Source organism: Ruegeria sp. HKCCD7559 (genome assembly GCF_013110575.1).
Classification (GTDB): Bacteria; Pseudomonadota; Alphaproteobacteria; order Rhodobacterales; family Rhodobacteraceae; genus Ruegeria.
In genome coordinates this window covers 59,924-85,738 of the sequence record NZ_WVQU01000003.1, presented here as the reverse complement: position 1 = coordinate 85,738, position 25,815 = coordinate 59,924, and the positions used below count along the sequence as shown (strand labels likewise).

31 protein-coding genes are annotated in these 25,815 nt (G+C 56.9%); 14 read left to right on the top strand and 17 right to left on the bottom strand.

The window, feature by feature from the left end; genetic code table 11:
• Positions 1-9 precede the first annotated feature (9 nt).
• A complete protein-coding gene (gene hrcA / locus GS605_RS10925) occupies positions 10-1,074 on the bottom strand; it encodes a heat-inducible transcriptional repressor HrcA (protein WP_152459604.1) in 1,065 nt (354 codons plus the stop codon).
• A 112-nt stretch (positions 1,075-1,186) separates the two neighbouring features.
• Here hrcA and rph point away from each other — a divergent pair, with 112 nt between their 5' ends.
• Genes rph through GS605_RS10905 form a run of 4 tightly spaced genes read left to right on the top strand, consistent with a single transcriptional unit; the run spans position 1,187 to position 4,011 of the window.
• The gene (rph, locus tag GS605_RS10920; protein WP_171635367.1) at positions 1,187-1,900 is read left to right on the top strand and encodes a ribonuclease PH; all 714 of its coding nucleotides are present in this window, start codon (positions 1,187-1,189) and stop codon (positions 1,898-1,900) included.
• Positions 1,897-2,511, top strand: coding sequence for an RdgB/HAM1 family non-canonical purine NTP pyrophosphatase (gene rdgB, locus GS605_RS10915; protein ID WP_171724009.1), 615 nt, complete (start codon positions 1,897-1,899; stop codon positions 2,509-2,511). The genes rph and rdgB overlap by 4 nt, the downstream gene beginning before the upstream one ends.
• Entirely contained in the window at positions 2,501-3,655 is a 1,155-nt protein-coding gene (gene hemW, locus GS605_RS10910; RefSeq protein ID WP_171724008.1) for a radical SAM family heme chaperone HemW, read from the top strand. The genes rdgB and hemW overlap by 11 nt, the downstream gene beginning before the upstream one ends.
• Before the next feature lie 2 nt (positions 3,656-3,657).
• Positions 3,658-4,011 carry a YbaN family protein gene (locus GS605_RS10905; protein WP_171724007.1) on the top strand — a complete coding sequence of 118 codons (354 nt, stop codon included), beginning with the start codon at positions 3,658-3,660 and terminating at the stop codon, positions 4,009-4,011.
• Here GS605_RS10905 and GS605_RS10900 read toward each other — a convergent pair.
• The 7 genes from GS605_RS10900 to GS605_RS10870 all read right to left on the bottom strand — a co-directional run bounded on the left by GS605_RS10900 (position 4,001) and on the right by GS605_RS10870 (position 11,373).
• Positions 4,001-4,897, bottom strand: a complete 897-nt coding sequence (locus GS605_RS10900; RefSeq protein WP_171724006.1) for a ParB/RepB/Spo0J family partition protein — start codon at positions 4,895-4,897, stop codon at positions 4,001-4,003. The genes GS605_RS10905 and GS605_RS10900 overlap by 11 nt on opposite strands.
• Before the next feature lie 20 nt (positions 4,898-4,917).
• Positions 4,918-5,721, bottom strand: coding sequence for a ParA family protein (locus GS605_RS10895; protein WP_152459610.1), 804 nt, complete (start codon positions 5,719-5,721; stop codon positions 4,918-4,920).
• Positions 5,714-6,331, bottom strand: a complete 618-nt coding sequence (gene rsmG / locus GS605_RS10890) for a 16S rRNA (guanine(527)-N(7))-methyltransferase RsmG (RefSeq protein ID WP_371807756.1) — start codon at positions 6,329-6,331, stop codon at positions 5,714-5,716. The genes GS605_RS10895 and rsmG overlap by 8 nt, the downstream gene beginning before the upstream one ends.
• Positions 6,331-8,199, bottom strand: a complete 1,869-nt coding sequence (mnmG, locus tag GS605_RS10885; RefSeq protein WP_171724004.1) for a tRNA uridine-5-carboxymethylaminomethyl(34) synthesis enzyme MnmG — start codon at positions 8,197-8,199, stop codon at positions 6,331-6,333. Before mnmG ends, rsmG begins: the two co-directional genes overlap by 1 nt.
• A gap of 12 nt (positions 8,200-8,211) precedes the next feature.
• Positions 8,212-9,498, bottom strand: coding sequence for a tRNA uridine-5-carboxymethylaminomethyl(34) synthesis GTPase MnmE (gene mnmE, locus GS605_RS10880; protein WP_171724003.1), 1,287 nt, complete (start codon positions 9,496-9,498; stop codon positions 8,212-8,214).
• A gap of 31 nt (positions 9,499-9,529) precedes the next feature.
• Positions 9,530-10,801, bottom strand: coding sequence for a transcription termination factor Rho (gene rho / locus GS605_RS10875; protein ID WP_171635359.1), 1,272 nt, complete (start codon positions 10,799-10,801; stop codon positions 9,530-9,532).
• A gap of 122 nt (positions 10,802-10,923) precedes the next feature.
• The gene (locus tag GS605_RS10870; RefSeq protein ID WP_171171524.1) at positions 10,924-11,373 is read right to left on the bottom strand and encodes a CopD family protein; all 450 of its coding nucleotides are present in this window, start codon (positions 11,371-11,373) and stop codon (positions 10,924-10,926) included.
• 404 nt (positions 11,374-11,777) lie between these two features.
• On the opposite strand from GS605_RS10870, the gene GS605_RS10865 reads away from it, so the two are divergent.
• From GS605_RS10865 to dnaQ, 4 genes are read left to right on the top strand one after another with little or no spacing between them, the layout of a single operon-like run.
• Positions 11,778-12,377: a nucleoside triphosphate pyrophosphatase gene (locus GS605_RS10865; RefSeq protein WP_171724002.1), complete on the top strand. Its 600-nt coding sequence runs from the start codon at positions 11,778-11,780 to the stop codon at positions 12,375-12,377.
• On the top strand, positions 12,374-13,207 hold the full coding sequence (locus GS605_RS10860) for a shikimate dehydrogenase (RefSeq protein WP_171635358.1): 834 nt from the start codon (positions 12,374-12,376) through the stop codon (positions 13,205-13,207). The genes GS605_RS10865 and GS605_RS10860 overlap by 4 nt, the downstream gene beginning before the upstream one ends.
• A complete protein-coding gene (gene coaE / locus GS605_RS10855) occupies positions 13,204-13,797 on the top strand; it encodes a dephospho-CoA kinase (RefSeq protein WP_171724001.1) in 594 nt (197 codons plus the stop codon). Before GS605_RS10860 ends, coaE begins: the two co-directional genes overlap by 4 nt.
• A complete protein-coding gene (gene dnaQ, locus GS605_RS10850) occupies positions 13,790-14,512 on the top strand; it encodes a DNA polymerase III subunit epsilon (RefSeq protein ID WP_171724000.1) in 723 nt (240 codons plus the stop codon). Before coaE ends, dnaQ begins: the two co-directional genes overlap by 8 nt.
• Positions 14,513-14,536: 24 nt before the next feature.
• Here the strand turns inward: dnaQ and secB are convergent, their stop codons facing one another.
• Together secB and GS605_RS10840 are read right to left on the bottom strand one after the other, a co-directional pair.
• Positions 14,537-15,037, bottom strand: a complete 501-nt coding sequence (gene secB / locus GS605_RS10845) for a protein-export chaperone SecB (RefSeq protein ID WP_152459620.1) — start codon at positions 15,035-15,037, stop codon at positions 14,537-14,539.
• Positions 15,038-15,091: 54 nt separating this feature from the next.
• A complete protein-coding gene (locus tag GS605_RS10840) occupies positions 15,092-15,592 on the bottom strand; it encodes an FxsA family protein (RefSeq protein WP_171723999.1) in 501 nt (166 codons plus the stop codon).
• A gap of 108 nt (positions 15,593-15,700) precedes the next feature.
• On the opposite strand from GS605_RS10840, the gene GS605_RS10835 reads away from it, so the two are divergent.
• The 3 genes from GS605_RS10835 to GS605_RS10825 are packed head-to-tail and all read left to right on the top strand — an operon-like array spanning position 15,701 to position 17,984.
• Positions 15,701-16,360 (top strand): Tim44/TimA family putative adaptor protein, encoded by a 660-nt coding sequence (locus GS605_RS10835; RefSeq protein ID WP_152459622.1) that lies wholly within the window; start codon positions 15,701-15,703, stop codon positions 16,358-16,360.
• Complete coding sequence (locus tag GS605_RS10830; RefSeq protein WP_171723998.1) at positions 16,357-17,397, top strand: murein transglycosylase A; 1,041 nt, start codon at positions 16,357-16,359, stop codon at positions 17,395-17,397. The genes GS605_RS10835 and GS605_RS10830 overlap by 4 nt, the downstream gene beginning before the upstream one ends.
• Positions 17,397-17,984 (top strand): Smr/MutS family protein, encoded by a 588-nt coding sequence (locus GS605_RS10825; protein WP_171723997.1) that lies wholly within the window; start codon positions 17,397-17,399, stop codon positions 17,982-17,984. The genes GS605_RS10830 and GS605_RS10825 overlap by 1 nt, the downstream gene beginning before the upstream one ends.
• On the opposite strand, the gene GS605_RS10820 is transcribed toward GS605_RS10825, so the two are convergent.
• The 3 genes from GS605_RS10820 to hslU form a co-directional block, all read right to left on the bottom strand.
• Positions 17,981-19,201, bottom strand: a complete 1,221-nt coding sequence (locus GS605_RS10820; protein WP_171723996.1) for an MFS transporter — start codon at positions 19,199-19,201, stop codon at positions 17,981-17,983. The two genes, GS605_RS10825 and GS605_RS10820, sit on opposite strands and share 4 nt — an antisense overlap.
• Positions 19,198-20,328 carry an alpha/beta hydrolase gene (locus GS605_RS10815; protein ID WP_371807752.1) on the bottom strand — a complete coding sequence of 377 codons (1,131 nt, stop codon included), beginning with the start codon at positions 20,326-20,328 and terminating at the stop codon, positions 19,198-19,200. The genes GS605_RS10820 and GS605_RS10815 overlap by 4 nt, the downstream gene beginning before the upstream one ends.
• 68 nt (positions 20,329-20,396) lie before the next feature.
• A complete protein-coding gene (gene hslU / locus GS605_RS10810; RefSeq protein ID WP_171723995.1) occupies positions 20,397-21,704 on the bottom strand; it encodes an ATP-dependent protease ATPase subunit HslU in 1,308 nt (435 codons plus the stop codon).
• Between the two features lie 199 nt (positions 21,705-21,903).
• Between hslU and GS605_RS10805 the strand changes: the two genes are divergently transcribed.
• Both GS605_RS10805 and GS605_RS10800 read left to right on the top strand, forming a co-directional pair.
• The gene (locus GS605_RS10805) at positions 21,904-22,305 is read left to right on the top strand and encodes a DM13 domain-containing protein (protein WP_171723994.1); all 402 of its coding nucleotides are present in this window, start codon (positions 21,904-21,906) and stop codon (positions 22,303-22,305) included.
• A gap of 106 nt (positions 22,306-22,411) precedes the next feature.
• Positions 22,412-23,653, top strand: a complete 1,242-nt coding sequence (locus GS605_RS10800; RefSeq protein WP_171723993.1) for an MFS transporter — start codon at positions 22,412-22,414, stop codon at positions 23,651-23,653.
• Here GS605_RS10800 and hslV read toward each other — a convergent pair.
• Positions 23,645-24,202 (bottom strand): ATP-dependent protease subunit HslV, encoded by a 558-nt coding sequence (gene hslV / locus GS605_RS10795; RefSeq protein ID WP_171635337.1) that lies wholly within the window; start codon positions 24,200-24,202, stop codon positions 23,645-23,647. The two genes, GS605_RS10800 and hslV, sit on opposite strands and share 9 nt — an antisense overlap.
• 197 nt (positions 24,203-24,399) lie before the next feature.
• On the opposite strand from hslV, the gene GS605_RS10790 reads away from it, so the two are divergent.
• Entirely contained in the window at positions 24,400-24,594 is a 195-nt protein-coding gene (locus GS605_RS10790) for a DUF1127 domain-containing protein (protein WP_152459629.1), read from the top strand.
• A 61-nt stretch (positions 24,595-24,655) separates the two neighbouring features.
• Here GS605_RS10790 and GS605_RS10785 read toward each other — a convergent pair whose 3' ends face one another.
• From GS605_RS10785 to trxA, 3 genes are all read right to left on the bottom strand, one after another.
• A complete protein-coding gene (locus tag GS605_RS10785) occupies positions 24,656-25,018 on the bottom strand; it encodes a Lin0512 family protein (protein WP_171723992.1) in 363 nt (120 codons plus the stop codon).
• Positions 25,015-25,365, bottom strand: a complete 351-nt coding sequence (locus GS605_RS10780; RefSeq protein ID WP_171723991.1) for a Lin0512 family protein — start codon at positions 25,363-25,365, stop codon at positions 25,015-25,017. The genes GS605_RS10785 and GS605_RS10780 overlap by 4 nt, the downstream gene beginning before the upstream one ends.
• Positions 25,366-25,439: 74 nt before the next feature.
• Positions 25,440-25,811 carry a thioredoxin gene (gene trxA / locus GS605_RS10775; RefSeq protein ID WP_348539528.1) on the bottom strand — a complete coding sequence of 124 codons (372 nt, stop codon included), beginning with the start codon at positions 25,809-25,811 and terminating at the stop codon, positions 25,440-25,442.
• Between the last annotated feature and the right edge of the window lie 4 nt (positions 25,812-25,815).

Here is a 25,815-nt window from a genome sequence, read left to right as displayed (position 1 = left end):
TTTTACCCTCTAGCTCCGGTCGGATATCAGCTTGCCGACCAGTTGCGCCGTATAATCCACGATCGGTACGATCCGCCCATAATTCAGACGTGTGGGTCCGATAACCCCCACCGCACCGATTATCTTTCGATCAGCGTTCATATAAGGAGACACCACCAAAGAGGAACCCGAAAGTGAGAAAAGTTTGTTCTCAGACCCGATAAAAATGCGCACACCCTCGCCTTCCTCGGTCAATTCAAGGAATTCGGCGATGTCTCGCTTGCGCTCAAGGTCATCGAACAGGGTGCGGATGCGGTCAAGTTCCTCGGCTTGACCGGGTTCGTTCAAAAGATTCGCGCGCCCGCGCACGATCAAACGGGCCGAGTCGCTTCCGTCTCCGTCCCAAACGGCCATTCCGCTTTCGACCATCTCACGGGCCAGAGTGTCGATTTCCTGCTTGCGCGCATCGATCTGCGTCTGCATTTGCCGCCGCACTTCGCTGAGTGTCCGTCCCTCGATAAGTGCGTTCAGGAAGTTCGCGGCCTCGCGCATGGAACTGGGTGTTTGCCCAGGCGGCGGCGTGAACAGCCGGTTTTCCACATGTCCGTCCGAGAAAACCAAAACCACCAAAGCCCGATCATGGCCCAGAGAAACAAATTCGATATGTTTGATTTCCGATTCATGCTTGGGCGTCAGAACCAGCGAGGCCCCTTGTGTCACGTTAGACAAGGCAGAGCCGACACGGTCCAGCATTCCACCAACATCACCCGTGTTAGAGCCTAATGTCTGCTCCAGTTTCTGCCGGTCATCGGCACCCAGGTCACCGACCTCAAGCAATCCGTCCACAAACATTCGCAGGCCTTGCTGCGTCGGGATTCGGCCGGCGCTGACATGGGGGCTATCCAGAAGGCCCAGAAACTCCAGATCCTGCATCACATTGCGGACAGTTGCAGCGCTGACTTTTTCTGACAACGTACGCGTCAAAGTACGGCTGCCGACGGGCTCTCCGCTTTCCAGATAGCTCTCGACAATCAGCCGGAACACTTCGCGTGACCGGTCGTTCATCTCGTCCAGAATCTTGCTCGCTTCGCTCATCCGTGGTCCCCTGCTCGTTCGTCATTAAATAGCAGGCAAATGAAAGGTCAATCGGGGTTGCATCGTAACGCTGCGGGGCGTTATCCCCAACCCAGCAAACAAAGGAATTCCGATGCGACCCTCTGGAAGAGATTTAAGTGAAATGCGCGCCGTTTCAATCGAGACGGGAGTCACGAAACATGCCGAAGGTTCCTGCCTGATCAAAATGGGCGACACCCATGTTCTGTGCACCGCTACGATCGAAGATCGCGTGCCGCCGTTTATCAAGGGCTCGGGCCTGGGATGGGTCACAGCCGAATACGGCATGCTACCCCGTGCCACCAATACGCGGATGCGGCGCGAGGCGGCCGCGGGCAAACAAGGGGGCCGCACGGTCGAAATCCAACGCCTGATCGGCCGCGCCCTGCGCGCCGGTGTGGATCGAGTTGCATTGGGCGAACGTCAGATCACCGTGGACTGCGATGTGATTCAGGCCGATGGCGGCACTCGCTGCGCCTCGATCACCGGCGGTTGGGTTGCGCTGCGTCTGGCGGTGAACAAGCTGATGAAAGCGGGCGATGTAATCTCGGACCCCCTAGTGGACCCTGTAGCAGCTGTGTCCTGCGGAATTTATGCCGGTCAACCGGTTCTGGATCTGGATTACCCGGAAGACAGCGAAGCCGGCGTCGACGGCAACTTCATCATGACCGGATCCGGCAAACTGATCGAAGTGCAGATGAGCGCCGAAGGCTCGGTCTTCAGCCGCACCCAAATGGATCAACTGATGGATCTGGCGGAAAAAGGCGTTTCCGAACTGGCGGCCGCGCAAAAGGCCGCCACCGCATGACCCGCAAGTTCGACGGCGACAGATTGCTGGTCGCCACCCACAACAAAGGCAAGCTTGAGGAGATGACCCATCTGCTCGAGCCCTTTGGCGTGACGGTCGTGGGCGCGGCCGTGATGGACCTGCCTGAGCCGGAAGAGACTGAAGACACATTTGTCGGCAACGCCCGGATCAAGGCCCACGCCGCCGCACAGGCCACCGGACTTCCCGCCCTGTCGGACGATTCCGGGATCACGATCGACGCGCTGAACGGCGCGCCGGGTGTATACACGGCCGACTGGGCCGAAACCGGAAATGGCCGCGATTTTCTGATGGCCATGACTCGCGCCCATGATGAGCTCGAAGCAAAAAACGCGCCGCACCCTCGCACGGCCCAATTCCGCTGCACTCTGGTTCTGGCCTGGCCCGACGGGCACGACGAAGTGTTCGAAGGCGTCGCGCCCGGTCATCTGGTCTGGCCGATCCGCGGCAAGGATGGGTTCGGCTATGACCCGATGTTTGTCCCCGACGGCTACGACATTACCTTTGCCGAGATGGATCGCTGGGAAAAGAACAAGATCAGCCATCGCGGTCGCGCGGTGGAAATGTTCGTGAAAGGCTGCTTTGGCGGATGATTGGCGCAACGGGGGCTTTGGCCTGTATGTGCATTGGCCCTTTTGCGAGGCCAAATGCCCCTATTGCGACTTCAATAGCCATGTTTCCAAAAATATTGATCAAAAACAATGGCTTAGCGCCTATCTATCCGAACTCAAGCGATCTGCTGCCGAAACGCCCGACCGGGTTCTGAACACGATCTTCTTTGGCGGCGGCACCCCGTCACTGATGGCGCCCGAGACCGTGGCCGCCGTGATCGACACCGCCCGCGCCCTGTGGCGGCCCGCCAATGACATGGAAATCACGCTCGAGGCCAATCCCGGTTCGGTCGAGGCCGGGCGGTTCGCCGCCTATCGCGATGCGGGCGTGAACCGGGTTTCGATGGGCATTCAGGCAATGAATGACGAAGACCTGAGGCGGCTGGGTCGCATCCACACCGCGGCGGAGGCCCGCGCCGCCTTTGACATCGCCCGCAACTGTTTCAACCGGGTCAGCTTTGACCTGATCTATGCGCGCCAACACCAGACACTGGACGCCTGGCAAGAGGAACTGACCCAAGCGCTATCGATGGCCATCGACCACCTGTCGCTCTATCAATTGACGATCGAAGACGGGACGGCCTTTGGCGATCGATACGCCGTCGGTAAGTTACGCGGCTTGCCCGAAGATGACAGTGCCGCCGACATGTATCTGGCCACACAGGAAATCTGCGAAGCACATGGCTTGCCGGCCTATGAAGTTTCGAACCATGCCCGACCGGGCGCAGAATCGCAGCACAACCTGATTTACTGGCGGTATGGCGACTATGTGGGCATCGGCCCCGGCGCCCATGGGAGGATTACCCTGAATGGTCGGAAATACGCGACCGAAACCTATCTGAACCCCCAGCGTTGGCTTGATGCCGCGAATCAAGGCAATGGTGAAAAGAACCGCAGCGCATTGCCCCTTGAAGATCAGGCAAATGAATACCTTATGATGGGTATGAGAATTACTGAGGGACTAGATATGGACAGGTGGCAAGCCTTGTCTGGCCGCTCTCTTCCTTCTGAAGCCATAGATCATTTGACCGACATCAACATGGTTCGGCGCAGCAACGGGCGCCTCATCGCCACATCAGACGGGCGCGCCGTATTGAACGCAGTCATCCGGGAGCTGTTGGACTGAGCATGCAGTATCTTTGGGCCGGACTGGGATTGCTTTGTGTTGCTATGGCGGCTGTTGGAGTTGTCCTGCCCCTTCTTCCAACGGTGCCTTTTCTTCTGCTTGCCGCGTTTTTCTTCGCCCGCTCATCCTCGCGGCTGCACAATTGGCTTGTGACCCATAACCTTTTTGGGCCACTGATTCTTGATTGGCAAAGTTCCGGTGCCATTCGACCAGCCGCAAAAAAGGCGGCAACCGTCTCGATCGCCGCCGTTTTTGGACTCTCTGTTTTGTTGTCAGCACCGCCTTTTGTGTTGATCATTCAGGCGGTTGTACTGGGCGGTGTCATGATCTTTATCTGGTCACGGCCTAACGGCTGAGCTTGGCGCACAAGTCGTCCAGCTGATCCAGGTTTTCGTAGGTCAGAACAACTTGTCCCGTTTCCGTTCCGGCCTTGTGATTGATTGAAACTTTCATCGCCAGGATCGCGGAAAGGTCTTTTTCCAACGCACGTGTGTCTGCATCCTTTCCAGCATCCAGATTTCTGGAGCGCGGCGCAGAACGCTCGGCAGTACCTTGCTGCTGTTTTTTGACCAGAGCCTCGGTTGCGCGCACCGACAAGCCATCCTTGACGATCTGTTTCGCAAGTTCCGACGGATTTACCGCCGTAATCAGCGCCCTGGCGTGGCCCGCAGATAATTTTCCTTCAATAACAAGGGTTTGAACATCCAACGGCAAGGACAGAAGCCGCAAAAGATTTGCGATGTGGCTGCGGCTTTTACCCAGGGCCTCGGCGAGCTTTTCCTGTGTGTGACCAAACCGGTCCATCAACTGCTTGTAGCCGGCGGCCTCTTCCACCGCGTTCAGATCCGCGCGTTGGATGTTTTCGATGATCGCAACTTCCAACACTTCCGTATCATCGAATTCACGCACAATCACCGGGATATCATGCAGCTGCGCCATCTGTGCCGCGCGCCAACGGCGTTCCCCCGCGACGATTTCGTATTCATCGGACCCCGTCGAGCGAACGATCAACGGCTGAATAATACCTTTTTCCTTAACCGACGCTGCCAGCTCGTCCAACTGCTCGGGCATGAATGTCCGGCGCGGCTGGTTGGGGTTGGCTTTCAGCTTTTCAATCGGGACTTTCAGATCCGGTCTGCGTGCATCCGTTGAAATCCGGCCTTCTGATTCAGGATTCACATCCGCCATAAGGGCAGACAACCCCCGCCCCAAACCTCTGGACTTTGCTTTTTTGGCGCTCATGTCGCCCTCCTCGTTCCCGCTCAGGCAGCGGTCTTATTGTTCTTGTGCAAGATCTCACGAGCAAGATGCCGATAGGCCATGGCCCCAAGCGATCCCGAGTCATATTGCAAAACAGGCAGCGCATATGACGGCGCTTCGCTGACCCGCACATTTCTGGGTATCTTCGTTTTAAAGACCATCTCACCCAGATTGTCACGCGCGTCCTTTTCAACCTGACGGGACAAGTTGTTGCGGTTGTCATACATGGTCAACACAATACCTTCGATTCTCAGATCTGGATTCGCCGTTTGGCGGACCTCTCGAATCGTCAGCATCAGTTGTGAAAGCCCTTCAAGAGCAAAGAACTCGCTCTGCAGCGGAACAAGCACCGAATGCGAAGCAACCATTGCATTCACGGTCAACAAGTTTAAGGATGGCGGGCAGTCGATAAGCACGAAATCCAGTTCAAACGCATCTATGGCTGGCTGCCTCAAAGCATCATGCAAAAGATAGCTGCGTTTTTCGTTGGAGATCAGTTCAATATCGGCGGAACTCAGATCAACGGTCGCCGGAACAACGAAAAGACCTTCGATTTCAGTCTCCTGAACGACGGCTTCCAATGGCGCGTCGTCGAGGATCAAATCATAAGTTGTCCAGTCTCGATCTTCGACACCCAAACCTGTCGAAGCGTTCCCCTGCGGGTCAAGGTCAACCACCAGCACCCGACACCCGGATTCGGCCAATCCTGCTGCAAGGTTGATCGCTGTGGTTGTTTTTCCGACCCCGCCCTTCTGATTGGCAACAGCAATTATCCGAGGCCCTGAAGGTCGAGACAAATCAACCACGTGATACTCCATTTATCTTAAGGATAACGGCTTGAGGTTCAGTTAAACTTTTAATCGCCTCAGCCTCGAAATTCCATTCCTCACGTGCGTCTTCCAGCTCTTTTTTCCAATTTGCGCCTTTGGGCAACAACGCTGTCCCGTTGGTGTGTAAATGCCTGTCACAAAAGGACAACAGGGTGCGCAAGTCAGCCAGTGCTCGAGCAGAAATTATGCTTGCAGCCAAAGGATCAACCGATTCAATCCTTTTTGAGATCACCGTGCATTTTATGCCGCATTCCCGCGCAACACTGCGCAAGAAAGCTGATTTCCGCTGGTCGCTCTCGATCATATTGAATGCAGCGCCTGGGTTTTCTTCCGCAGCGATGATGGCGCAGACCATACCAGGGAATCCGCCTCCGGTTCCCAGGTCTGCCCAAGTGTCAAACCTGTCAGCGCACCGATAGACTTGCACCGAATCAAGTATATGCCGATCCCAGATATGCTCCAAACTGTTCTTAGACACGAGGTTGATCTTAGGATTCCAACGCTTCACCAGATCAACATAGGTCACGAGGCGATCGAATGTTTCACGTGAAACATTCAGGTCTTCAAACTTCGAATAATCAACCATCATGCCTGACGAGCTCTTTGATCCCGGCGCAGTTTTGCCAGAACGAGCGTCAGCGCTGCCGGAGTAACGCCCTCGACACGGCTTGCCTGAGCGATATTGGCGGGTTTCGCTTGCGACAGCTTCTGTTTCATCTCCGAAGACAGGCCGTCCAAGGCAAAATAGTCGAACTCATTCGGGATAACATAGGATTCATCCCGCTTCATTGCTTCGACATCCCGCTTTTGTCTGGCAATGTAGTTGGCATACAAGGCGTCCCTCTCGATTTGAAGCCTGATCTTTGGGTCAACGTCCTGCAAATCAGGAACGAGAGGCAACAAATCTTCAAATGAGGTATCGGGAAACGCCAGAATTGCCATCCCATCCCTTCGGTTTCCGTCCTGATTAACGTTTATACCGGCAGCGAGAACTTCCTTAGGCGTATAAGTGCGTTCCGTCAGCTTTGACTTCGCACTCTCAAGTTGGTTCATTTTATCTTCGAACTGAACCTTGCGCCCTTCTCCGACGCACCCCAATTCCAAACCAAGCGGAGTCAGCCGTTGATCAGCATTGTCGGCACGCAGAGATAGCCGGAACTCCGCGCGTGACGTGAACATGCGGTAAGGTTCGGCAACTCCTCGAGTTGTTAAATCGTCGATCATTACGCCAATATAACTGTCGGATCGTGTAAAATGGATAGGCTCCCGCCCTTGGGTCTCTAACGCCGCGTTGAGTCCGGCCACCATGCCCTGAGCCGCAGCTTCCTCATATCCTGTGGTCCCATTTATCTGGCCCGCTAGATATAGTCCGGGAACAGCCGGCAAGGATAAAGAAGCACTCAGGACGCGCGGATCAACATAGTCGTATTCGATTGCATATCCCGGTTGCAGAATCTCTGCATTTTCCAAGCCTTTGATCGACCGCACGTAGTCCAGCTGAACATCCTGGGGCAGAGATGTCGATATGCCGTTCGGATAGATTGTGTGGTCGTTGACCCCTTCGGGTTCAAGGAAGATTTGATGCGATTCCTTGTCGGCGAAGCGTACGATCTTGTCTTCGATCGAAGGGCAGTAACGCGGGCCTACCCCATCGATGTGACCGCCATACATGGCAGATTTCGAAAGATTCGCCGCAATGATCTCATGAGTTCGCGCATTTGTATGCGTAATTCCACAAGAAATCTGGGGCGCGACAACGGATTTCGACATGAAAGAAAACAGGGTTGGTTCATCGTCGCCGTCCTGCCTTTCAAGATCGGACCAATCAATGCTCCGCCCGTCCAGACGCGGTGGTGTTCCGGTTTTCAATCGCCCCATGGGAAGATCATATCCATCCAACCGCTCAGCCAGTTTGACGGAAGGCCGATCCCCCATTCTCCCGCCTGGGCGAGACACGTCACCGATATGGATGACGCCCCTTAGAAACGTACCGGACGTCAAAATAACGGCGCGCGCGGAAAGTTCTGATCCATCGGAAAGAACAACACCTGCAACCTTTTCGCCGTTCATCAGGAAATCGACAACCTCGCCGACAACGACGGACAGGTTATCCTGCTTCTCCGTTACCTGTTGCATGGCAAGACGATAAAGGGCGCGATCCGCCTGCGCTCTCGGCCCCTGAACGGCGGGCCCCTTTCGACGGTTCAATAATCGAAACTGAATGCCCGCCTGATCCGCCACCCGACCCATGACGCCATCCAAAGCGTCAATCTCACGCACAAGATGGCCTTTCCCCAAACCGCCAATCGCTGGATTGCAGGACATGACGCCAATGTCCGTTGCGGACAGCGTCACCAGCGCAGTTGTAGCACCCATTCTGGCTGATGCATGAGCGGCTTCGGTTCCGGCGTGACCTGCGCCGATGACGATGACATCAAACTTCGAATGTTTCACGTGAAACACTCCTTATTTTCCCAAACAGAAGCTGGAGAAGATTTCATCCAGCAGAGTTTCCACGTCAATTCTGCCCACCAAGGATTCAAGGGCGCGTATGGCGGTTCTCAGCTCCTCTGCCGCTATATCATACAGGTCTGGGCCTGATTCCAGAACCGAGATTGCAGATGTGAGTGAGTCCAATGCTCTGGTGATTGCAATGCGGTGACGTTCCCGAGTTGCAATACCATGGGTAGTGGTTCGCTGGCGCAAAACACACGATATCTGGTCTACTAACGCATCTATTCCCTGGCCAGATTTCCCTGAAACACCCTTTTCCCCGATCCCTCTAAGATCTGCTTTGGGCAAAACATGTATATCATCTTCCCGCATCTCCACCCCCAGGTCCTTCGGTGTTTCAGACAGGAAAACGCGAAGGTCGGCGGCCTCTGCTCTGCTGCGCGCAAGCTCGATACCCAGGTTTTCGACATGATCTTCGGTCTCTCGCAGGCCTGCCGTATCCAGCAAGGTCACCGGTAAACCAGCCAGATCCATTCGAACTTCGATCACATCGCGCGTGGTCCCGGCATATTCCGAAGTAATGGCCGCCTCACGGCCTGCCAAAGCATTCAAAAGAGTGGATTTTCCCGCATTTGGAAGGCCGACGATCGCAACCTCGAACCCTGTACGAATTCGCTCGGCAATCTTGACGCCATCTGCTTCGCGATGAAGGTCCGACATGACGCCTTGGATCAGCTCGCGCACTTCCGGCGTCACATCGGTTGGAACTTCTTCATCCGCAAAATCGATGACAGCCTCCAACAGGGACGCAGCCCGTATTAAATCCCGACGCCACCGTTCAGCCAACGTGCCCAGCTCGCCCGCCAGAATGGTCTGAGCCTGCTTACGTTGTGCTTCCGTTTCTGCATCGATTAGATCGGCCAGGCCTTCGACCTGAGTCAGGTCCATCTTGCCGTTTTCCAGCGCCCGTCGTGTGAATTCACCCGGTTCAGCGATGCGCAATCCTTCCGTATCCGACAGGCAACGCAGAACGGCGTTGACAGAGGCGGTGCTTCCATGAATCTGAAGCTCGGCCACGTCCTCACCGGTAAAACTGGCCGGGGCCTGGAAGGTCAAGACCAATCCGTCGTCCAAACGTGCTCCGCCATGATCGGTCAGAGTGCGCAGGACCATGCCACGCTTTGGCAGCGCACCACCCGTCAGGCGCGCCGCAGCTGAATGAGAGTCCGGACCCGAGAGGCGGATGACCGCCACCCCGGCTTTGCCCTGCGCGCTGGCCAAGGCGAATATCGTATCCATTCGAAGGCCTCGCTAGAGTTAAAGACCAGTGTCAGGTGTTCATGGAATCGAAGAATTCGCTGTTTGTCTTTGTCTGCTTTAACTTGGACAACAAGAACTCGATTGCGTCGGTCGTGCCCATCGGGTTGAGGATACGCCGCAAAACGAAGGTCTTGGCCAGATCGCCCTTGTCGACCAGCAGGTCCTCTTTCCGCGTGCCGGATTTCAGGATGTCGATGGCCGGGAACACACGCTTGTCCGCGATTTTGCGATCCAGAACGATTTCCGAGTTACCAGTACCTTTGAATTCTTCAAAGATGACCTCGTCCATCCGGCTGCCGGTATCAATCAGTGCGGTTGCGATGATCGTCAGCGAGCCACCCTCTTCAATATTCCGCGCCGCGCCAAAGAAACGCTTGGGCCGTTGCAGGGCGTTTGCGTCCACACCACCGGTCAGAACTTTACCCGAGGATGGGACCACTGTGTTAAATGCCCTACCAAGTCTTGTGATCGAATCAAGAAGAATAACAACATCTCGTTTATGTTCGACCAAACGCTTGGCTTTTTCGATGACCATTTCCGACACAGCCACGTGGCGCGTCGCGGGTTCATCAAAGGTCGAGGATACCACCTCGCCCTTCACCGAACGCTGCATGTCGGTGACTTCTTCGGGGCGTTCGTCGATCAGCAGGACGATCAGGTAGCATTCCGGGTGGTTGCGCTCGATCGAGTGCGCGATGTTTTGCAGGATCACCGTCTTACCGGTGCGCGGCGGCGCCACGATCAACGACCGCTGGCCCTTGCCGATCGGCGCGACCAGGTCGATCACCCGTGCAGACTTGTCCTTGATGGTCGGATCCTCGATCTCCATCTTCAGCCGCTCATCCGGATAAAGCGGCGTCAGGTTGTCGAACAGGATCTTGTGCCTGGCCTTTTCCGGGTCTTCGAAGTTGATCTTGGTCACCTTTGTCAGCGCGAAATAGCGCTCATTCTCATCCGGGGCTTTGATCTCGCCTTCCACGGTATCCCCTGTCCGCAATGAGTGCTGGCGGATCATCTCGGGTGAGACGTAGATGTCATCCGGGCCGGGCAGATAGTTCGCCTCGGGCGAGCGCAGGAAGCCGAATCCGTCCTGAAGCACTTCAAGCACGCCATCGCCACCAACGGTCCAGCCTTCATCGGCGCGTTCACGCAGGATCTGGAACATCATCTCGCCCTTGCGCATGGTCGAGGCGTTTTCAATCTCCAGCTCTTCGGCCATCGCCAGAAGGTCTTTGGGGCTTTTGGCTTTCAGGTCAGCAAGATTCAGGGATTCGGTTGTCATGATATATACCTTCACCGCTGACAGCGCGGCACGAAGTGGAATTTCAGTATGGAAGATACGCCGCCCGGACGGGCGTGTTGACCCCTTCATAAGCGCAGTGAGGGGCGGAGTCAAACATGCCCTCAGAACTTCAGAACAACCGCTAGAACGATGGCAACCATCAAAACGGTCGGGACCTCGTTCATCATGCGAAACTGTCGCCCACTGAGCGTGTTTCGGCCTTCCAGAAAATCCTTGCGTCGCGCCATCAGCCAGTGATGAAACCAGGTCATGCCGATCACGGCAGCGCCCTTGACCCAAGGCCAGCTCCAATCCCATCCCACGATGCCCGGCGTGAACACCATGATCAAACCACAAACCCACGCAACGATCATCGCGGGTCTCATGATCACACGCAGCAGCTTTTCTTCCATTTCAAAGAAAATGTCCTGTGCGCCTTCGACGGCCTGCGCCTTTTCGACGTGATAGACGAACAACCTGGGCAGGTAGAACAGGCCGGCCATCCACGAAATCACCGCCATGATATGGAGTGACTTCACCCATGGGTACAAAGTGAACAGAAGATCGGTCATTTCGGCTCCGGGCGTTGTTCGGGACCCTCCCTAATAAAAAAATAAGAAAAGAAAAAGGATGATGGTTTTGTAGGGTGAGTAAAATCCGTGGATTACTTTTTTACACAAGTGTTTTCCCCAGGTGGACAGAGCACGGAATTTTTCAGGCGATTCTGTTGGCTGATATTTTTATTATTTAAAATCAATAGTTTAATAACAGTATTCCTTGTTCCGCTTGGGGATAACTGGTAGGAGAATTTGGGATATCGGGGTTTTCCAGAGAAACCGACTTATCCTTGTCCGGACGGGATGAGATTTGAGCGACTCTGGGATCTCTGGCGCGAAATCCCCGGGGTTGCGTGTCAACCGGAAAACCATACAAAGCACCCCTGAACTCTCAATGATTTGCGCACGGGGTTTTCCACATGTCTGTCCCCATTCTTCTTGCTTCCGGGTCCGCCATTCGCGCGCAGCTGCTTGAAAATGCAGGCGTACCGTTTGTGGTTCAAACCGCGCGCGTGGATGAAGAGACGGCCAAACGTGCCCTGCTGGCTGAAAACGCATCACCACGGGACATTGCCGATACACTCGCAGAAATGAAGGCGCGGAAGGTCAGTGACAGAAATCCCGGTGCCATGGTCCTGGGATGCGATCAGGTTCTGGATTTTGACGGTCAGCTGATGTCAAAGTCGGAAACCCCCGAACAGGCGTTGGCCCAGCTGAAAGCCATGCGAGGCAAGCGTCACATGCTTTTGTCCGCAGCGGTGATCTATCAGAATGCTCAGCCGGTCTGGCGGCATGTGGGGCAGGTACGATTGCGGATGCGGGCCAGTTCCGACGCCTATCTGAAAGATTACGTCGCGCGAAACTGGGACAGTATCCGCCACGCCGTCGGAGCTTACAAGCTGGAGGAAGAAGGTGTCCGCCTGTTCGCCACCATTGACGGCGACTATTTTAACGTTTTGGGTATGCCCCTGTTGGAGCTGCTCAACTTTCTGGCTGTCAAAGGGGTAATCGATCAATGACGGACTATCGGGTTCCTTTGGCCGGTGTGATTGGACATCCCATTGGTCACTCACGATCCCCCAAACTGCATGGTCATTGGCTGAAGACATACGGTCTTGCCGGTCATTACATCCCGATGGATGTGGCACCCGCCGACCTGGAAACTGTGCTGCGCACCCTGCCCAGGGCGGGTTTTGTCGGCGCCAATGTGACCGTTCCCCACAAGGAAGCCGCCTTGAAGATCGCGGATCATGCGTCTGACCGCGCAACAGTGATAGGTGCGGCGAACACTCTGGTGTTTCGTGAAGATGGCTCGATCCACGCGGATAACACTGACGGGTACGGGTTCATGGAGAATCTTCGCACTGGTGCTCCGGACTGGAATGCAAAGGACGGACCGGCTGTTGTCTTCGGGGCCGGAGGGGCCGCGCGCGCCGTGTTGCAGGCATTATCTGACGCGGGTGTTCCGGAAATCCTGCTGACCAACCGAACCCGCGCCCGTGCGGATCATCTGAAAGAGGAATTCGGTCAACGTATCCGCGTGGTGGATTGGGTTCAGGCCGGAAATGTCATCGAAAACGCAGAACTCGTGGTGAACACCACCTCGTTGGGCATGCAGGGCCAACCGGAATTGCGGGTTCCGCTTGATGGGTTGCAGCCCGGTGCCGTGGTGACGGATCTGGTTTATGCGCCATTGAAAACCCGCCTGTTGCAAACCGCTGAACAGGCAGGATGCACCGCAGTCGATGGGCTGGGCATGTTGCTGCATCAGGCAGTGCCCGGTTTCGAACGCTGGTTCGGCGTGCGCCCCGAAGTTGATGCTGATGCACGTGCGGCGGCCTTGGCATGAGTTTCGCGCTTGGCCTGACCGGTTCTATCGGCATGGGGAAAAGCACAACGGCGCAGATGTTCGTCGAAAAAGGTTGTGCCTTGTGGGATGCGGACGCGGCGGTGCATCGCCTGTATTCCAGGGGGGGCGCGGCCGTTGGCCCCATGGAACGATTGTTTCCGTCGGCCATTCAGGACGGTGCGGTCAACCGGGAGGCGCTAAAACAGATAATTGCCGCCGATCCTGCTGCGCTGAAGGCCATCGAAGCCATCGTCCACCCTCTGGTCGCTGCTGACCGCGCGGCATTTCGTGATTGCGCGACACGTGACATCCTGGTGTTCGACATTCCGCTTCTGTTTGAAACGGGCGGTGACGCGGCGATGGACGCGGTGGCTTGTGTTTCGATCCCGGCCGACGAGCAAAAGCGGCGTGTCATGGAACGGGGCACAATGACCGAGGCGCAGTTCGAGCAAATCCGCGCCAAGCAGATGCCGAATGAAGAAAAATGCGCGCGGTCGGATTACGTCATCGTGACCGACACGCTGGACCACGCCCGCGCGCAGGTGCAGGATGTGGTCAGGCAGATACGGGCGGGGATGGCAGATGCGTGAAATTGTACTCGACACCGAAACCACGGGTTTCGATCCCGAAAGCGGTGATCGGATCGTGGAAATCGGCGCCGTTGAACTGTGGAACCACGTCGCAACGGGTGAGACGTATCACGTCTACATCAACCCCGAACGTTCGATGCCGGAAGAGGCATTTGGCGTGCATGGCATCGGCCCGGACCTGTTGGAAAACCCACGCCCGCCCGAAAAGGGTGAAGTGACGCTGAAAGACAAACCGGTTTTTGCCAAGATCGGTCACGCTTTTCGCGAATTCGTCGGCGATGCGCGGCTGGTGATCCACAATGCATCTTTCGACATGAAGTTCCTGAATGCCGAACTGAAATGGATGGGTGCCCCGCTCATCCCGATGGAACAGGCGCTGGATACGCTGGCAATTGCGCGCAAACGGTTTCCCGGCTCTCCGGCCTCACTGGATGCGCTTTGCCGTCGCTTCAATATCGACAACTCGAACCGTGTACTGCACGGCGCGTTGCTCGACTCTGAAATCCTGGCCGAGGTTTATCTTGAGCTGATCGGAGGACGACAGCCCGATTTTGGACTGTCAACATCTGCATCATCCGTGGCAGGCGGCAGCGATGATTGGCGACCGGCACCACGAGCAACGCCACTGCCGTCTCGTATTACCGAGGATGAACGCGCGGCACATGATGCATTCATAGAAAAACTGGGCGACAATGCCCTGTGGACCCGCACCTGAACCCGTCAGGCACGGGCCAAACCCTCAGGCGTCTGTCTTCTGGGACTGTTCGGCCTGACGACGCATCAATTCGTTGCGGTACAGGGCGACGAAATCGATATTGTCCAGATTCACCGGTGGGAAACCGCCGTCGCGAGTGATGTCGCTGACGATGCGGCGCAGGAACGGGAATAGCATCCGCGGGCATTCGATCATCAGGAACGGGTGCAGCTGGTCTTCCGGCACACCTTCCACGTGGAACAGGCCGCAATAGTCCAGTTCACACAGGAACAGAACGTCTTCCAGGCCCTTGGCTTTGGATGTCAGGTTCAGCTTGATCGACACTTCGAACTGGTGGTCAGCCGGGCGCTTCTTGGCGTCCAGATTCACCTGAACCGCGATTTCGGGCTGTACGTCACCGGAAACACCCTTCTGGGCCATCACGTTCTCAAAGGACATGTCGCGGATGAACTGCCCCAGAACGCGCATCTGAACTTGCGGGGCGGCTTTGGCCGCAGTGTTTTCTGCAGCTTTTTCTTCGGCCATGGATCTACTCCAAAAATGAAATTCGCCACTGCTTATCAAGTTGGGCGCGGCACCTCAATGCCGGTGGGGGCCTTCCACCCATTTAGACGGCTTTGACGGATCATTTTTCGGGCGGACCTCGGTAAAGTCACCATCTATGATGTCACCCTGATCGAACGGGTTTCCGCGAGATTGAAAACCGGGGCCTTGACCCATCTGAAACTGGGTAACGGTGACTTTCGATCTGAGATACCTGAAAACCGCGACCCGCACGCCGGGAACAAGCAACGCAAATCCAACGGCATCAGTAAAGAATCCAGGTGTAAGCAACAAAGCGCCCGACAACAGGATCATCGCACCATGGGCCAGCGGCTCGGTCGGGTCGTCCAGTTCGGCAAACGACCGTTGCAGGTTTCCCAACGCCATGCGACCTTGTGTCCGCACCAAAACAGTGCCCAAAACCGCCGTTAGCACTACGATGGCAAGGGTTGGCCACAAGCCGATCAACCCGCCAACCTGAATAAACAGCGCGATCTCGATGATGGGCACCAACAAAAATGCCAAGAACAGATACATTTGCGTTATCCTTTCCCTTAGGCCGGGCTGTGGACTTGCCACCTACGGTCACCTACATAGTGGCATGAGGCCGCGTATACAAAGCCGCGGTTCTGAAAAGAGGATGAAATGAACGAACCCATGATCCAGTTGCTGGTCCTGGCCGGAATTGCCGTTTTCCTGATCCTGCGCCTCAAGAGCGTGTTGGGCACGCGTGAAGGTTTTGAGAAACCACCTGTGCAGCAGCAGCCCGAAGCGCATAAGTCGCGCCGCGATTTCGAAGTGATCGAAGGCGGCCCGGATCATGACATCACAGACCATGTCCCGGAAGACAGCGAGCTGGCACAGACGCTGGCGGCGATGAAACGCGTTGAACCCGGTTTTTCCGTCACCGAGTTTGTTCAGGGTGCCCGCGGTGCCTATGAAATGATCGTGATGGGGTTTGAGAAGGGCAACCTGGACGAGATCCAGCCATTCCTGTCGGAAGAAGTTTTCGAATCCTTCGTTGCGGGCGTCGCCGCACGAGAAGATCAGGGCCTGACGATCGAGGCCGAGTTCATCGGTGTCCGAGAGACGACCCTGACGGATGTGAAATTCGACAAGGATACCAATCAGGCCGAGATCACCATGAAATTCGTGGGTGAACTGACTTCGGTCGTGCGGGATCGCGGTGGCGATATCGTCGAAGGCAGCCCCAACACCGTGAAACGCCAAAAGGACAGCTGGACCTTTGCCCGTGTGATGGGCAAGGACGATCCGAACTGGCTGCTTGTTGCCACGGACGCATGATTGCCACGCTCCGGTCGCTTTTACTGGTGGGTGCAATGACCACTGCCAGCGCTGCCGGGGCCGAGGCAACGCGATCCATTCTGTCGTTCGATGATCTGCGTGGCTGGGCCGAGGATGACCACGGTGCAGCCCTGTCCGTTTTTCTGAACACCTGCGGGGATCTGAAGGATCCCGATTGGCGGGCCCTGTGCGGTGTGGCAAGAACCTATGATGCCGAAGCGGCACGGTCGTTTTTTGAGCTCTTTTTTCGCCCTGTTCTGGTCGAGGATGGTGAGGATGCCCTGTTCACGGGGTATTTCGAACCCGAACTTGATGGTGCGCGTACCCGGACGGATCGTTTCAAATACCCCATCTACAAGATGCCGCCCGAGGCCCGCGCTGAGGGGCCCTGGCTGAGCCGACGAGAAATCCTGACCGGTGATGTCATGCAGAGCCGCGGGCTTGAGATTGCCTGGGTCGATGACCCCGTAGAGTTGTTTTTTCTGCAAATCCAGGGTTCGGGCCGCGTTCGATTGCCGGATGGCGGCGCTTTGCGCGTCGGGTATGGCGGTGCGAACGGGCATCCCTACAGGTCAATTGGCGTGGAACTGGTGCGGCGCGGCATTCTTGGCGCGCATGAGGTCAGCGCGCAGATGATCCGCGCCTGGGTGCGCAAGAACCCCGAGGCCGGCGCGGAACTGCTTCTCCACAATCCCTCATACGTGTTTTTCCGCGAAGTTTCACGTGTCGCGCCCGAGCTTGGGCCGTTGGGCGCCATGAACCGATCTGTCACCACGATGCGCAGCATTGCGGTTGACCCGGCCTATACCCCGTTGGGCGCGCCGGTTTGGGTGGAAAAAGACGGCAAGAAACCGATCCGCCGCCTGATGATCGCGCAGGATACAGGTGCGGCCATCAAAGGCGCGCAGCGGGCCGATATCTTTTTCGGAACGGGGGACGAAGCCGGTCATGCCGCGGGTAAGCTGAAGGATCCGGGTCGGATGGTGCTGTTGCTGCCCATCCAGCGTGCCTATGCCCTGTTGCCGGATGAATTCTGATGACCCGGCGCAAACTGACAAGCGAAGAGATCGAGCTGTGGCGCAAGGTCGCCAAACAGGCCGAGAGGCTGCACCCCGAGATTCCGCAGACGATCCATCCGACCTCTTTGCCGAAACCCAAGCCCAAGAAAACGCCGAAACCCCGTTTTCAGGCATTCGAACTTGGACAGGCCCATCAGTCGAAACCGAAACCGAACGACCTGAAGCCTTCGGTGACGGATGCGTTGCGCAATGCACCGGTTCAGATGGACAACAAGGCCTTTGGCCGGATGAAGCGCGGCAAGCTGAAACCCGAAGGCAAGCTGGATCTGCACGGTATGCGGGTGGCTTCGGCCCACCCGGCGCTGATCCGATTCATCCTGAGCGCGCAAGCACAGGGTAAGCGTCTGGTTCTGGTCGTGACCGGCAAAGGCAAGGATCGGGACGAGCCCGGTCCGATTCCGACGCCGCGCGGTGTTCTGCGAAATCAGGTTCCTCATTGGTTGTCGATCCCACCGCTGGCCCAGGCGGTGATGCAGGTCACGCCGGCTCATATAAGCCACGGCGGAGACGGGGCGTATTACGTGTATCTCAGGCGCGTGCGTTAAAGGTCGCGACGGGCGCGGGAAATACCGACCCAAACAAGGCTGCATACCAGCACGAAGAACAGGCCAATCCAGAAAAACTGAACGCTCAGCGGGATACCAAGGTCAATCAGAACGCCGGTCAGACCGGGACCGATGGCTGACCCCAGTACCATGACAGCCGCAGCCAACGCCTTGATGGCCCCTATATGCCGGGTCCCATAGAATTCTGCCCAGAACGCGCTGGGCAACGTGCTGTTCGCTCCGACCGTCAGGCCAAGAAACACCAACCCGATCGTCGCGCCGCTGATTGATTCAGTCATGCCCAGAACCACAAACCCAACCGCCATCGGAAGCTGATAGAATGGCATGATGCGCGCAGTGCCCCACTTGTCCAATGCCCAGCCCGCAGCAAACATCGACAGCAGTGATACTCCGGTAAAGACCGGGAACAGAGCGACCAGTTGGATATGCTGCCAGCCTTTGACCTCGGCGAAATAGACCTGATGGAAGAAAAACGCGGTGATGAATGCCGATGGCGCAAGCACGGCGGGCACCATGAACCAGAACAAGGGGTCAAACAGCACGTCGCGACGGCTCCAGTGGCGACCCTGCATCCCAATGGCAGAGGATTCGCTGGCAAGGCTTTGCGGTGTTCGTTCCTCGCGCAACAGCCGCAACAGAACGGGAATTCCCAAGGCGGTCATCCCCGCCGCGACGACCCACAGCCAACGCCAGTCCAGGTAAACCATGGCCGCAACAAAGATCAGGGGCAGCAGGGCCTCACCGATGGCATAGCCGATGGATGCAATGGAAAGCGCCTTGCCCCGCGTGACCGTAAACCACCGCGCCATGGCGACCACGGCCAGATGTGTGCTCATCCCCTGACCCAGCAGGCGAAGCAGAAAAATCACCACTGGCAACAGGAGCAGCCAGGTATTCAGCGCCATGGCAAGGGCGGCTAGGGCCAACCCAGCCAGAACCGCCGGACCCAGCACCCGGACGCGAAAGATATCCGTCAGCCCTCCGGCCCAGATCATCACGATGGCCGACAGGGTTGTGCCCAATGTGTATAGCCCACCCCACGCACCGTGGCCGAGGCCGAATTCCGCGCGGATTTCACCGGCAAAGATCGAGATGAAGAATGTTTGCCCGAAGCTGGATAAAAACGTCAGAAGAACGCCGGCGCCAAGCCAGGTGGCATTGTCCAGAAGATACCGACGCAGCTTGAACCGCGTCACGGAGTGGTAACCTGTGCCTGCCCGGTTTCCGTCAGAACAATTTCAGTGGCTCCGTCTGGATTGCGCTCGCTGGGAGGTACCAGAATATCAATGGCCGGTCGGTCTTCCCGCCCGAAGGTATTGTTGACACGCCGCAATGAGTTGAGGATCGACAACAAAGCCGGAGAGGTCGCGGCAACGAAATGCGAGGATGCCGCGTCACTGTTGAAAGCAGTCGTGTCGATCACGCTGATCGGGAATTCCTCGAGCGAGTCAACCGAACTGATGTTCCCCAACCGCTGGCCCTCATCCGTGCCACGCAAGCGGCCCGAGATGTTCAGAATCTTGTCCTTTTGGGACACCATTACGATGAACGGATCGGGGGGGTTGTCGATACGTTTCATCTGCGATCGAAACAGATCAAGATCAAGATCAGGCGAGATCAGAACGACCCCTTCGATGTTTCGCTTGGCCCAGCCGGGTTCCTGCAATTCGGTTTGCCGTATCATCTCCATCGTCAACGCACCGCCCATGGAATGTGCGACCAGAACAACGCGTTTGACACCCATGGCTTTCAGTTCGCGGATGGTCTGTTCCAACCCGTCGCGGGCGAACAGCATACTGTCCAGATCATAGGCATATCCATAGCCCGTCGCGCGGCTGGGCCAGGAATACACCAGCGTTGATCCGGGGAGGCCGATGTCATGTGTCAGCTGCGCCGCGCGGAAGATCGTTTCGGTCTGGGTCGAATTGTAGCCGTGCACAAAGATCGTGACATCATCCTGTCCTCGCAGGTGTTTGCGCAGCCCCTGCGGTCCATCCAACTCGGTCACGTCCGCCAGAACGAATTCTTTCCGCGGATTCGGGTTCGCGTAGGAGAAGCGGAGCGTACCCGGAGTATGTGTGGGTGGAATAGAAACCGTCGTTTCCAGGAACCTGAGCGTTTCACCGCGTCGGAATCCATAGGAGCCATCGGCCTCACGCGCGCGGGTCGTGCTTGCGAAGATGGTTTCAGGTGTTCCGATGTTCACGGCACCGGGCACGACCTCGGACACCGTCCGGTCGACACAGGCGCTGAGCGAAAGGCATATGAACAGAATGACGAAATATCGCAGCACGGGCCAGACCTCGGGGTGACTTGTGCACACGCTATCCTATTCCTGCGCGACGTCCAGCATGGCAAGACCAAAACAACGGCAAAAAACGGCTGGCCGTGTTACAAAACGTAACGGCTCAGATCAGAGGACTTGGTCAATTCACCAAGATTGTCGCTGACGAACTGTGCATCAACGGTGATCTCCGAACCGGCTTTGTCCGGTGCAGCGAAGGACAGTTCTTCGAAAACCCGCTCCATGACCGTGTAAAGCCGCCGCGCGCCGATGTTTTCGATGCTCTGGTTCACGTCAGCTGCAATCTTCGCCAATGCCGCGATGCCGTCCTCGGTAAAACTGACGGTCACGTCTTCGGTGCCCATCAACGCCGTGTATTGCAAGGTCAGGGCATTGTCGGTTTCGGTCAGGATGCGCACGAAGTCTTCTTCGGTCAGGGCGCGCAGTTCGACACGGATCGGCAGGCGCCCCTGCAATTCCGGCAACAGATCCGACGGTTTGGCGATGTGAAACGCACCCGAGGCGATGAACAGGATATGGTCGGTTTTGACCGGACCGTGCTTGGTGCTGACGGTGGTTCCCTCGATCAAGGGCAGAAGGTCGCGCTGCACGCCTTCCCGGCTGACATCGCCGCCGCGTGCGTCAGAGCGGGCGCAAACCTTGTCGATCTCATCCAGAAATACGATGCCATTCTGTTCGACGGAGTCCAGCGCGGTGCGGGTGACGGTTTCATCATCTAGCAGCTTGTCGGCCTCTTCCCCGATCAGCGCATCATAGCTTTCGGCGACGGTCATGCGTTTCTTGACGGTCCGTCCGCCAAAGGCCTTGCCGAAGATGTCGCCCAGATTCATCATGCCCATCTGACCACCCGGCTGCCCCGGAATGTCGAACATCGGCATCGGGTTCGTGGTGTCGGACAGTTCCAGCTCGATCACCGTGTCGTCCAGTTCGCCGGCTTTCAGCTTTTTGCGGAACATCTCGCGCGTGCCTTCGCGCGCATCCGCGCCAGCAATGGCTTCGATCACGCGGTCTTCGGCGGCCTGATGCGCTTTGGCCTTGACGTCTTCGCGCATGAACTCGCGGGTTTGCAGGATGGCCGCATCCGCCAGATCGCGCACGATCTGTTCTACGTCTCGGCCGACATATCCGACTTCGGTGAACTTGGTGGCCTCGACCTTGATAAACGGCGCGCGGGCCAGTTTGGCCAGACGGCGGCTGATTTCGGTCTTGCCGACGCCGGTAGGGCCGATCATCAGGATGTTCTTGGGATATACTTCCTCCCGGATGTCGTCCGGCAATTGCTTGCGGCGCCAGCGATTGCGCAAGGCGACGGCAACGGCACGCTTGGCGTCCTTCTGCCCGATGATGAAGCGATCCAGTTCCGAGACAATCTCGCGCGGGGTCAGGTCGGTCATGTTTAATTCTATCCGTTTGTTTCGCAACGGAACCTAATCATAAGACACGAAAACACAAGCTGATCACGGAAAACTCACACCAACTCACACGTAGCACACGGAAATTGGTGGCGATGTGAATCGTCACGGAACGGTGTGTGCCCCATAGTCTTGCGTGACGGGCAGGTCGCCCGCGACATTCATATGGAGATACCTTATCATGATGACTCGTCGTTCGCTTTTTGCGAAAGCTGCCGCCACGGGCGCTGCTCTTGCTTTGGTTGGCACCCGGGCTGCTTTGGCCGGAGGTGCCAAAAAGAAAGGCACGTTTGAAGGCAGGTCGAACCACATCACCAGCGGATCGGTGAAGCTGGTCAAGGACGGCGAGCGTTACATCGTCGAGTTGGGCGATGATTTCTGGCTGGACGGCGGCCCTGACCCACGGGTGGCCTTCGGGAAAGATGGGACCTATGCGCCCGACACCAAGCTGGGCGCGCTGTTGAACTTGACCGGCAGCCAATCCTATGCCGTTCCGCCGACCATGGATGTTTCTGGCTACAATGAGGTGTACATCTGGTGCGAGGTCGCGGGTGTGCCGCTGGGTGTTGCGTCGCTGAAGTAATTCTTTCGGTCAGCGGCCGGGTCCTCCGGTTGCTGACGCACCGTTAGGTAACAAAGTCGTCGTCTGTTACACTTGTCCCAAGGCATTGGAGCCGGGGACGAATTTAATGACGAGAATTGCCAAGATTACCCTTCTGTTTGTGGTGTTTGTGGATCTGATCGGACAGGGGCTGGTCTTTCCCATCATCAACTCGCTGATCATGGAAACGAAATCCGGGTTTCTGCCCGAAAACACGCCCGAGGGGCGCAGGCATTTCTATTACGGCCTCGTGATCGGGTGCTTTTTCCTGTCGTGGTTTTTGGGCGTTGTCTATGTCTCGAAAGTATCGGATTCGATCGGGCGCAAGAACGCTTTGCTGGTGTGCCTGGGCGGTGCTCTGGCCGGTTATGCCCTGACCATTGCCGCGCTTTATCTCAACAACCTTCTTCTGCTGATCGTCGGGCGTTCGATCACCGGATTCACTGCGGGCAACCAACCCATTGCGCAAGCGGCGATGATCGACGGCAGTACCGACGCGACAGACCGGGACCGGAACATGGGCTATATCGTGACGGGCGTCAGCTTTGGTCTTGTGGGCGGGCCGATCATCGGCGCGGTCTTGTCTGACGCCGCCCTGCTGGGCGGCTTCGCCACGCTGAGAACGCCCTTTTTCGGCGCATTTGTCCTTGTGCTGATTGCAATTTTTCTGGTCCTGTTTTTCTTCCAGGATACCCGAACGGATCGCGCGCCCTTTGTTTTCCGTCCCCGTGACATAACAGACAGCCTGATGGCGGTGCGTGGTCATCCGATGGTGTTGAAGATCCTGCCGGTCTATTCGTTCTTCATGATCGCCAATGTCACCTTCTACGTCTTTGTCGACAATTTCCTGACCAGCGCCTTCGGATACGGAGTCATCGGCGGCAGCGTGGCGATGGTCGTCATCGGTGTGGCGCTGGCCTTCTCCAGCACGTTTTTGGTGAAACCCGCGCAGGAGAAATTCAGCAAACATGCGATAATCCGCACATCGCTCATCGTCATGGTGATTTGCGGCTTCGCGTTCGCCTTCAGCCCAAGCGGCGTGTTCAGTTATGTGCCGGTCTTTTTCTTCTATTTCCTGTTCGGAATCGCCTACCCCACCATGCTTGGGCTGTTCTCTTCCAGCGTCAGCGAAGCGGATCAGGGCTGGGTCATGGGTGTGACCACTGCCGTGTTCTGCCTTGCGGGCGGGATCATGTCGCTGATCGGGGGCGGATTGATGAGCATCGATATCCGCGTGCCCTATTACATCGTCATCATCGCAGCGATCATTGGCCTGATCGGCATGCATCGCCGCTGGAAAGGCAAGGAGATCTCGGCGCTGTTAGCCTGAGATCGTCTCAACCGTCAGCTTGCCATTGGTATAGACACAGATATCGGCCGCGATGGCCATTGCCTGACGCGCGACCTCTTCCGCCGACTTGTCACTGTCCATCATCGCGCGGGCAGCGGCCAGGGCAAAATTGCCCCCGGATCCGATGGCAGCCACGTTGTGTTCAGGTTCCAGCACGTCACCCGCCCCGGTGATTACGAACATGTCCTTGCCGTCCGTGACGATCAGCATCGCTTCGAGCTTTTGCAGGTATTTGTCGGTGCGCCAGTCTTTGGCCAATTCCACAGAAGCACGGGCAAGTTGGCCCGGTGTCGCCTCGAGCTTGGCCTCCAGCCGTTCCAGCAACGTGAAGGCGTCGGCCGTCGACCCGGCAAAGCCGGCGACAACTTCGGACCCTCCGGGAGACAGGCGACGCACCTTGCGGGCCGTGCCCTTGATCACGGTTTGACCAAGGCTGACCTGCCCATCACCGGCTATGACGATCTGACCGTCTTTCTTGACGCCAATGATCGTTGTGCCGTGCCAACCGGGAAAGTCGTTGTCTGCCATGATCGTCTCCGTTTTCGCTGGCGGTATATATGGGCTGGGTCGCAGGTTGGCGCAACCCGTTCTTCAGTTGCTTAAAAGATATGCAAAAAACGCATTCCGGGGTTACCGGACCAGCAATTGTGAGTCCGGGCATGCAGGACTACATGAGGCTCACAACCGACAACGGGTCGGCTGTTTCTTTACAAAGGACCGCGCACATGGCAACCACAGCTAACATTCATGCGCCGCTCGGAGCAGCTACCATCCTGCACGTAGTGGACGCGTTCACCAATGTCGTCAACACCGTTGTCGAATGGAAAGAATCCCGCAAAACCCGCAAACTCCTGTCGGAACTCAGCGACGCCCAGCTTGACGATATCGGCCTGAGCCGCGCAGACATCGCCGATCTCTGATGTTCCCGCAGATCGCCAATTCATGACAGCCGCACGGATTTCCGAGCGGCTTTTTCTTTTTTCAGCCTTGCACGTATTTTCCGGAAAGATCAGGCAGAAACGCCTCGATCGCCGCAGTTGCAACCACGTGCCGCGTTCCCGCTTCTTCGTCGACAACGTCAAGCCCACCTTTGACTGCACGAACCTCGGCCCTGCCCCGCGGCAGATCCGCGGCAACCAGATCGCAATCCACCTGTTCAGGATCCTGCACACCGATCGTGACGCTGACGCGCATTTCGGAATGGTCGATCCCCAGTTTTGAAAACAACGTGATAGATGAATGGTGCAAAGCGTCCTGCACCGCGCGGCGGGCTGCCTTGGTATAGTCCCGGCCATACAGGTCGTTACCTGTTCCCATCTCCAGAATGATGCGTTTTTCACTCATTGTGTGGGCTCCATGTCGAAGGAAACGATCAGGGCAGCGTTGGCGATGACCGTGTGCCCGTCACTGTGGGGCTTTGCGATGTCCAGCCCGCCTTTGGTGACAGTGATATTCGGATGACCATAGGGAAAGACAGCTTTCAACGCTTCGGTGTCCACCTGATCCGGCTGCTGAACCCCAATTTCGGCATCAATGATCATCGCCTCTTTCGGAAACCCGAACAGTTCCGCCATGTTGACCGAGTTGTGCCAAAGCGCATCCTTGACCGCCCGCAGTGACGCCTGGGTATAGTCCATCCGGCGCAGGGATGTGCCCATCCCGAATTCCACAAGGACCCGCGTTTTTGCCATTGGTGTCTCCGATGTCTTCAATAGAAAAGGCGCCCCGATCAGAGGCGCCTTCGAGATAATCTGTTAGGACCAGATTAGATGGATTCGTCGATCCAGCTTTGCAGGGCGGCTTTGGGCGCCGCGCCCGCGCGGTTGGAAACGACCTGACCGTCCTTGAAGATGAACAGCGCGGGGATGCCACGCACGCCCATGGCGGCGGCTGAGTTCGGGTTGCTGTCCACATCGACCTTGGCGATTTTGACCTTGTCGCCATACTCGGCCGCCAGCTCTTCCAGCGCAGGGCCGATTTGCTTGCAGGGGCCGCACCATTCGGCCCAGAAATCCACGACCACGGGAACGGTCGAATTCTTGACTTCGGCGTCAAAGGTGTCGTCGGTTACGGCTACGGTCGACATATTCTGTCTCCTGAATGGGGTAAACTTGGGAACAGAACGTATGTGCCGCATCGGG